The sequence below is a fragment of the Verrucomicrobiales bacterium genome (assembly GCA_016793885.1).
GTDB lineage: Bacteria > Verrucomicrobiota > Verrucomicrobiia > Limisphaerales > UBA11320 > UBA11320.
In genome coordinates this window covers 1-6,820 of the sequence record JAEUHE010000205.1, presented here as the reverse complement: position 1 = coordinate 6,820, position 6,820 = coordinate 1, and the positions used below count along the sequence as shown (strand labels likewise).

9 protein-coding genes are annotated in these 6,820 nt (G+C 55.8%); 2 read left to right on the top strand and 7 right to left on the bottom strand.

Annotated elements, in window-relative coordinates; all coding sequences use genetic code 11:
- The 4 genes from JNN07_23730 to JNN07_23715 form a co-directional block, all read right to left on the bottom strand.
- A partial coding sequence (locus JNN07_23730; protein MBL9170763.1) for a transposase domain-containing protein occupies nt 1-203 on the bottom strand: 203 nt, incomplete at its 3' end.
- 135 nt (nt 204-338) lie between these two features.
- The gene (locus JNN07_23725) at nt 339-1,334 is read right to left on the bottom strand and encodes a tyrosine-type recombinase/integrase (protein MBL9170762.1); all 996 of its coding nucleotides are present in this window, start codon (nt 1,332-1,334) and stop codon (nt 339-341) included.
- Between the two features lie 4 nt (nt 1,335-1,338).
- Complete coding sequence (locus JNN07_23720; protein ID MBL9170761.1) at nt 1,339-2,268, bottom strand: tyrosine-type recombinase/integrase; 930 nt, start codon at nt 2,266-2,268, stop codon at nt 1,339-1,341.
- Nucleotides 2,256-3,443, bottom strand: a complete 1,188-nt coding sequence (locus JNN07_23715; GenBank protein ID MBL9170760.1) for a tyrosine-type recombinase/integrase — start codon at nt 3,441-3,443, stop codon at nt 2,256-2,258. The genes JNN07_23720 and JNN07_23715 overlap by 13 nt, the downstream gene beginning before the upstream one ends.
- A 267-nt stretch (nt 3,444-3,710) precedes the next feature.
- On the opposite strand from JNN07_23715, the gene JNN07_23710 reads away from it, so the two are divergent.
- Nucleotides 3,711-4,520, top strand: a complete 810-nt coding sequence (locus JNN07_23710) for a hypothetical protein (protein ID MBL9170759.1) — start codon at nt 3,711-3,713, stop codon at nt 4,518-4,520.
- 10 nt (nt 4,521-4,530) lie between these two features.
- On the opposite strand, the gene tnpB is transcribed toward JNN07_23710, so the two are convergent.
- Together tnpB and JNN07_23700 are read right to left on the bottom strand one after the other, a co-directional pair.
- A complete protein-coding gene (gene tnpB / locus JNN07_23705; protein ID MBL9170758.1) occupies nt 4,531-4,698 on the bottom strand; it encodes an IS66 family insertion sequence element accessory protein TnpB in 168 nt (55 codons plus the stop codon).
- Nucleotides 4,692-5,021 carry a hypothetical protein gene (locus tag JNN07_23700; protein MBL9170757.1) on the bottom strand — a complete coding sequence of 110 codons (330 nt, stop codon included), beginning with the start codon at nt 5,019-5,021 and terminating at the stop codon, nt 4,692-4,694. The genes tnpB and JNN07_23700 overlap by 7 nt, the downstream gene beginning before the upstream one ends.
- A gap of 67 nt (nt 5,022-5,088) precedes the next feature.
- Here JNN07_23700 and JNN07_23695 point away from each other — a divergent pair, with 67 nt between their 5' ends.
- Nucleotides 5,089-5,433: a hypothetical protein gene (locus JNN07_23695; protein MBL9170756.1), complete on the top strand. Its 345-nt coding sequence runs from the start codon at nt 5,089-5,091 to the stop codon at nt 5,431-5,433.
- Nucleotides 5,434-5,842: 409 nt separating this feature from the next.
- Here JNN07_23695 and JNN07_23690 read toward each other — a convergent pair whose 3' ends face one another.
- On the bottom strand, nt 5,843-6,664 hold the full coding sequence (locus JNN07_23690; GenBank protein ID MBL9170755.1) for an RHS repeat-associated core domain-containing protein: 822 nt from the start codon (nt 6,662-6,664) through the stop codon (nt 5,843-5,845).
- Nucleotides 6,665-6,820 lie beyond the last annotated feature (156 nt).

Below are 6,820 nucleotides of genomic sequence, written 5' to 3'. Positions count from 1 at the left end.
GCCGCTCGGCTGACGCTTATCGTGCGAGCCTCTTTCCACTTGATCGGCGTCAGTTCGCCCACGGTATGATTCGTCGTCGATGGAAGCCTAGTGAGCACGTCCTTAAGGTATTCATACGGCTCGATACCGTGGATTCGGCAGTTGGCGATTAGAGTGTAGATCACCGCGTTGCGCTGACCCGCCTCTTCGGATCCGAAGAACATCCAGTTCTTTTTTCCGATCGCTGTTGGCCTGATTTTGTTTTTTATCCCAAGATTGCCGTTATGCCGAGAAGCAGAGCGTAACCGCGATTGCGACCATACCTGGCATATCGCGGCATAGGTCGCTACTCCGCATTATCAGATGGCTCGGAGGAACGCCAAGAGTCGAGAGGAGTTTTGCGACTTCTGATGGGATCTCAATTTCGGCGCGGTCAGCCGCTTAAGGCATGCCTCTTTCATTTTCAAATTGGCCTCAATATAACCGTGAGTCGTTAGCGGTTTTGCGTGGCCGAGCCAGAGCGCGATGACCTCAAGAGCCACGCCTGCCTGCAGCAGACCCATTGCGCATGAATGTCGGAACGTGTGGCAGGTGATGCGGCGACCTTTCAGGGAGGGACACTTTTGCTCAGCTTGACGGACTGCCAATGAGAGACGAAACGCCGCGCCGTCACGGCTCAGCGTCTGGCGTAGTCGATTGGTGAAGATCAACTCATCAGGTCCGGTTTTATTCTCTCGGCACCATCGACTTAAGAGTCGTTCCACGTGCGGCCACAACGGCACGGATCGATCCTTGCGTCCCTTGCCCTGTAGGTGGACAGAGCGGTGCATAAAATCTCGGGGGCGGAGTTGGAGTGCCTCCGTAATCCGAGCTCCCGTGTTGTAAAGCAGCGTGAAGAGTAGACGGTCGCGCTTCCCCGAAAACGTGCGTTCGTCCATGGCCGCAAGCACTGCTTCAACCTCCTTTCGAGTCAAGAAACCAAGGACTGGTTTGGCGAACTTCTTTTGTGGAATGGCGAGAATACGATGTCCCACAGCAATAAAACTGACCCCAACTGCCTCGCCGATTACGAACCGAACGAAAGTGCGGACTGCAGCAAGTCGCAGATTGCGTGTGCGGGAAGAGTTCGCCCGCTGCTTCTCCAAGAAGTCGAGGAATGCGAGGACTGCCGCTGGGCTGAGGTTTTCGAGGGTCAATTGGTCCACGGTGCGGTTGTTTCGCTTGGCCAGAAATCCCAGCAGCAGTCGAAATGTGTCCCGATACCCCCTCTGCGTGTGTTGGCTCAAATCACGTTGTGCCGACAGGTAGTGGGTGAAAAAGCGCTGAATTAGCTCCGGCAGTTCATCATTTCGCATGGGGTTAAGAATGAGACTTTCGAAATCGCTCGCTTGCGTGCCACAGGGCGCCTGCGTTACTGGATACATACCACCACGTTGAATGGAATGAACGGTGACCAAGATACCTCGCGAGCAGCAAGAGATGATGCGCGATGGGCTCCTTCTGGCGACTCCATCGTGCGAGAAGCATCGATGCGAAGGTATGACGAAAATCCATCAACCGCAGCGAGCGACGGCCACCGCGGGAAACCATACCTTCAGCGATGTTCTGAAATACCCTGTCCACCCGTCGCATGCTCAAGGGTAAACCCCTCGCATTGACGAAGAACGTCTCACCCAGGGGAAAGAGCGATCGGCGTTGTTTCTCATAGCGTTGGAGCGCACGGACTGTGTCGGGATGGAGCGCAATGACGCGTTGTGGACTGAACTTGCAGCTAGCAATCCGCAACGTGCCCCTTTCTGGGTCCAGATCCCGCAGTTGAAGCCGCAGGGCTTCACCAGGCCGCATCCCAGTGGATGCAAGCAGTCCGATAAGTGTTTCGTACGTCAGTGGGTGGAGGGAGGAGCGGAATGTCTCCAGTTTTCGCGTGCGCCGCATCAAGAGTTTGATCTCCTTCTGCGTGAAGAGATGCGGTCGAACACGCTGGAACATCTTCCCGAGTAAATGGCTACTCGGAATCTGGGTGCGCGGATCAATGGACGCACAGTATCGCGCGAAGCCGCGGACCATTCCTAACCTTCCGGCGTGGGTCGCCGGCCGAGCGGTCTTCACAGAGGTAGCCCATCGTACCGCCAATGCCGTTGTCAATGGTGCCCGAGGAGCCTCCCTATCAGCCAGTCGAGCAAAACCAAGGAGCAACTCCCCGCCCCGTAGTCGGTAACCCAGTTTGCGGCGAAACCTCAAATAGCGGCGCACCAGCGTCAATTTGGAAGGGCTTGCTAGAGAGGCCATGGTTGGATCAGGGGACGAAGATCATGGGCCTGAGTGTAGTGATCGGTTGTCGCGACGAGCCTGTGGCCGAGCAGGTCCGCAATCTCCTTGGTTGTCGCGCCATAAGCAAAGAGCCTGCTGGCGAAGGAGTGTCGGAGCCTGTGGGATCCAAACCATCCGTGAAACCCGCAACGCCGATAGGCACGATCCATCACGGCGATGATCGCGTGTGATGACAACGCGCGCCCCCGCAGCATTGCTTGCCCCACAAACAGTTCGGGTGCGTGGGTTGAGGGCCGCAGTTCGAGGTAGTTGCGTAGAGCGGTTTGGACATGGACGGGCATTGGTAGATGGCGTCCTGAACCTGCTTTGGCGGGGGGGACTCGAAGTAGCCGTAGCTTCCAATCAATGTCATCGCAGCGAAGTCGCCGAACCTCGCACGCGCGTAGCCCGAGGTCACTCAGACAAACCGCCATCGCATAGTCCCGACAGCCTTGCTCGCTGGAACGATCAAAGCTTCGCATAAACTTTTGTCGTCGACCCTCATCAAGCACCTCCGGAACTCGACGCCGGCCGAAGTCTGCGACGGTTGGCAGAGCCGCGGCCAACGCAGACGAGCACTTGCCATGCAAATGCAGGAAACGGAAGAACTGTCTCAACATGGAGAGAGTGCCGTTGACGCTTTTTGGGGAGAGGTCGCGGCATAGCAATGTGGCGTAACGACGCAAGTCCTCCACCTTCACTCGGCACCATCTGAGAGGTCGGTGCTGAAACTGCCATGACAGATATCGCCCGAGTACCCGTGCCGTCCCTTGCACAGTGCAATCCGCGAGAGCGCGATGGGAACGCTGAAAGCGGGCGAAATCATCAAGCCATCTTTGCCAGCGAACATTAGGGGTGGCTTCGTGAAACCTGCCGAGAAATTTTAGCCAATGAAAAAGCGCCGATCGCAAAGGCCTGCGTGAGGCGGCCGTCCACTTAGGGAGGCACATTCGCATGATCTCCGAAGCTTCGCCTCGGTGTAAATGGATCGCACGGCGCCCTTGGCGATCGAGATGCGCAGCGACCTTCCGGAGGAATCTGCAGTAGTAGGTGACCGTAAAATCGGACGCATGGCGTCGCCTGAGGAAGTCAGTGAATCCCCCGTTAATCACGATCAGATCTGAACGGAGCCCCATCGTAGTGACCCGGTTCATCCCCTTAGCGTTCGGAGCTTGTCGCGCCCTTTTGTTGTGTGTGCGAGGAGGCACAGTTGAGAAACACCATCCTTTGCGGAAAGTCGCTGTCGTTGAAATCCCACTATCCCTGGTTCAGCAGTGCCCCGATCTCCCAAGCATCAACGGGTGACCATAATGCGGAGTAGCGACCTGTGCCGCGATATGCCAGGTATGGTCGCAATCGCGGTTACGCTCTGCTTCTCGGCATAACGGCAATCTTGGGATAAAGCTCGCTATGAGGCGTCCTTGGCTGCTCGCCGTCACGCGGCCGTAGACCCCGACAAACGGCTGGTAGCACGTGAGCTGGAAGGACGCTGGAATGCAGCACTCGCTCACGTTGGCGATCTTGAGTCGAAGATCGCCCGAATCGATCATTTAGCCACCACTCGACCACCTGTAGATCGAGCTTCGCTGCTGGCACTGGCTCACGATCTGCCGGCGGCTTGGAATGCCCCGAACACCAGTGACGGCGTAAAACAGCGGCTGACCCACATTTTGATCCAGGAAGTCGTCATTGATCAGAACGATGATACCAATGAGTCGGTCGTGACCATTCATTGGAAAGGCGGTCGTCACACCGAGCAGCGCATCTCTCGGATACGCACAGGCCGCTACCCCGAAGATCGCCACCCCAGCCCGGTCGAAGTCCTCCGTGCTCTCGGAGGACATTGGCCTGATCGCGAGCTGGCTGTGACTATGAATCGGATGCGATGCCGAGCCACCGACGGCGCAACTTGGACAGCCGTGCGCGTTCGTGAGTTACGTGAGAGAATGGGGATCGCTCCCTTCGATCCGGCTCAACCGCGTGAAAAGATGGTCAGTATGGATGAAGCGGCTCGAAGGCTAAAGATCTGCGTGGGCTCGGTACTTCGACTTGTTCGCGAAGGCATCATTCCCGCCAAACAACTGATGCCATCGGCCCCCTGGCAGGTCCCTGCGGCGAGCTTGGAAAGTGAGGCCGTCAAGATAGGCGTGCGGGCGATTGTGGATCGGCGACCCCGAAATTTTCGCGTTTTACAGGAGGAACGGACGCTTCAGCTTCCCGGCATTGAGTAGGAAGGATGCATTATGAAACACGCTTCCGACGGCGGTTACCAAAGACAAAGAGAGCGCCACTCTTCGGATCCTCTCCCAGCTGTTGCTGAGCTGCGGCCCACAGACCGGTGAAGCTGGCGCGCAAGTCGCACGGTGCGGTGGCCAGGAACACCTTCAGGTGAGAGTGGAAGCTTAGCATGGGCTCTGGAGGCAACGCAGGAGGTGTGCTGCCAGTTGAATTTGGTCTGCAGAGGTGAGACGCACTCGAGCGAGGGCGCCGACTTCCACAGTGAGGTAGGTGGGTTCACTGGGGGTGAGCTCAACCTGCGCGAAGGCGATAGGCTTTTTCTTCTGGGCCGATCGATGTCGCCAGGCCGCGAAGGTGGTGTAATTGAGCTCATGCTTGCGGGCGAAGGCGGCTGCGGACAAACCGCTGGAATCGAACTTAGCCAGTAAGCGAGCTCTGCGAGCAGCCTTAGCTGCCCGGCGCCGAAGACGGACGGAACTTTGAGGTGATTTCATGCGACGCCTCCATACCAGCTCGCGCCGCTATCCGCCAGGGGGTCACTAAATCACCGCTTACGCTCTTTTGCTGGCAAAACCGCTGGCGATTCCCGCTGCCGAGTCGAGCGCCATTGCTATAGGAGTTTGGAAGTTTTACCGCGGCAACTCGGGTAAATCCGGATCGACACTCCTGGAAGCCATCGTCAGGTGTATCAAAGCCGACTTCCAAGTCAGTCCTTACATGCAGCTGGATGAGACGCCAATCAAATATCTGGATCCCGCAAACGGTGAATGCAGCCAAGGCTCCAGTTATGGATTCCAGACTTGGAAATTGAGTGTTCCGCTGGAAACCTTGCCCGCCCAGCCGCCCGGCTGGTACTCCTCATACAGGATCCCAACTGTAAAACCAGACTTGAAAGGGAGCGAATAAAGGCGACCTAAGTCAATTGGCTCCATTTCGCGCACCTGACCCGGTGCCAGTTTAACAGCGATGTTTTTGTCTCGATGACCATGAGGAGAGAATAGATTACGTCTGATAGCGCCCTCCCGTGTTGGACTCAACAGCAACCCGTCAGACCCTACGGCATCGATCCTTGTGTTGGGCCAGATACCACTGTCCCAAATTGTAATAGCTGAGGACGAAATGTTCCTGAAGCTGAAAAAGATGAGCACGGGGCCATTCGTAGGATAACTAGTATGGTCGGATCGAACTCCAAGCTGGAGTCCACTCTCTGGCTTTCCCCAACGTATGCGTTCACCCGATTGTTCGTTCTCGTTGGAGCAGCCGCATAGCCCGATTAATGCGAGAACCAACATGTGAATTATCGATCTCATGATTGTTATCGGGTTAGTAGTTTATCGCGCCCTGCGATATCGGACTGGAAGCCCCATTCGATCGTCACGACCGGAGTACCCCCGCCAGCAACAGATAGATTGGGGACCTCGACAAGCTCCAAGGTGGCCTTCCAGCGAAGCCGTTTCCTCAGAATCGGAGCCTCCGGAACATTCTTCGAACCAAAGACCCGCTCTCGGATACGTCTAGGTTGATCTTCGAAAAATTCAGAGATGCCGTCAGGAGAAACTGGACGCTCCTTGTTAGTAAAGTACCATTCCTTGTCGTCACTGTCGCTCAGAGGATCTAGAACGTTATTGAGGACAATCCCATCCTCACTCAGGAATCCTTTCTCGTCTTGGACGGTAAAGCGCTGGCGCCAACGGTAAAAGCAGTTGCATGCTAGCTCGTGGTTCACATTGACGCTAATTTCAAGAAGCGCACCAAAGAAGCTTGCGAAGCTGTCCGGCCTATAGGTGTCAATTTTGACTTCTCCCACTTTTTTTCCATTCTTATTAACGGCTAGAACATCGCCCTTTCGAATTGATACAAATCCTAAGTAATCAAGTGTGCTGATCGGCGCATTCAATGCAAACATGAACAGGTTAACCCCACCCTCCTCAGCGACTGGATCCCTTGATGGCCACCTCCCGGTGGAGGCGTTGTAAAATCTGTAGCCGTAGTAGAGCAGATCGGACTCCTCATCCTGGCACTTGGTGGAGAATCTCATCGGATTGGATTTGGCAATCGTTCCAGACGCTCGGACCACTTCACCAAATGGTCCATACTCGTAGTGAGCCGTCTTCGATGAATCCGACGTCTTAGCCATGGCCGATACATTCCCTGTAGTGCAAAATCAATTCTGAGAACAAAAGGGCTTGGAATTGGTTGACACAATTTTGTGTTGGTTGTCCCGAACGGAGATCCATTGCTGGCAGCGGAGCCAGTTTTCCACAATGAAACGCCAACCGGCGTTGAGGCTGTG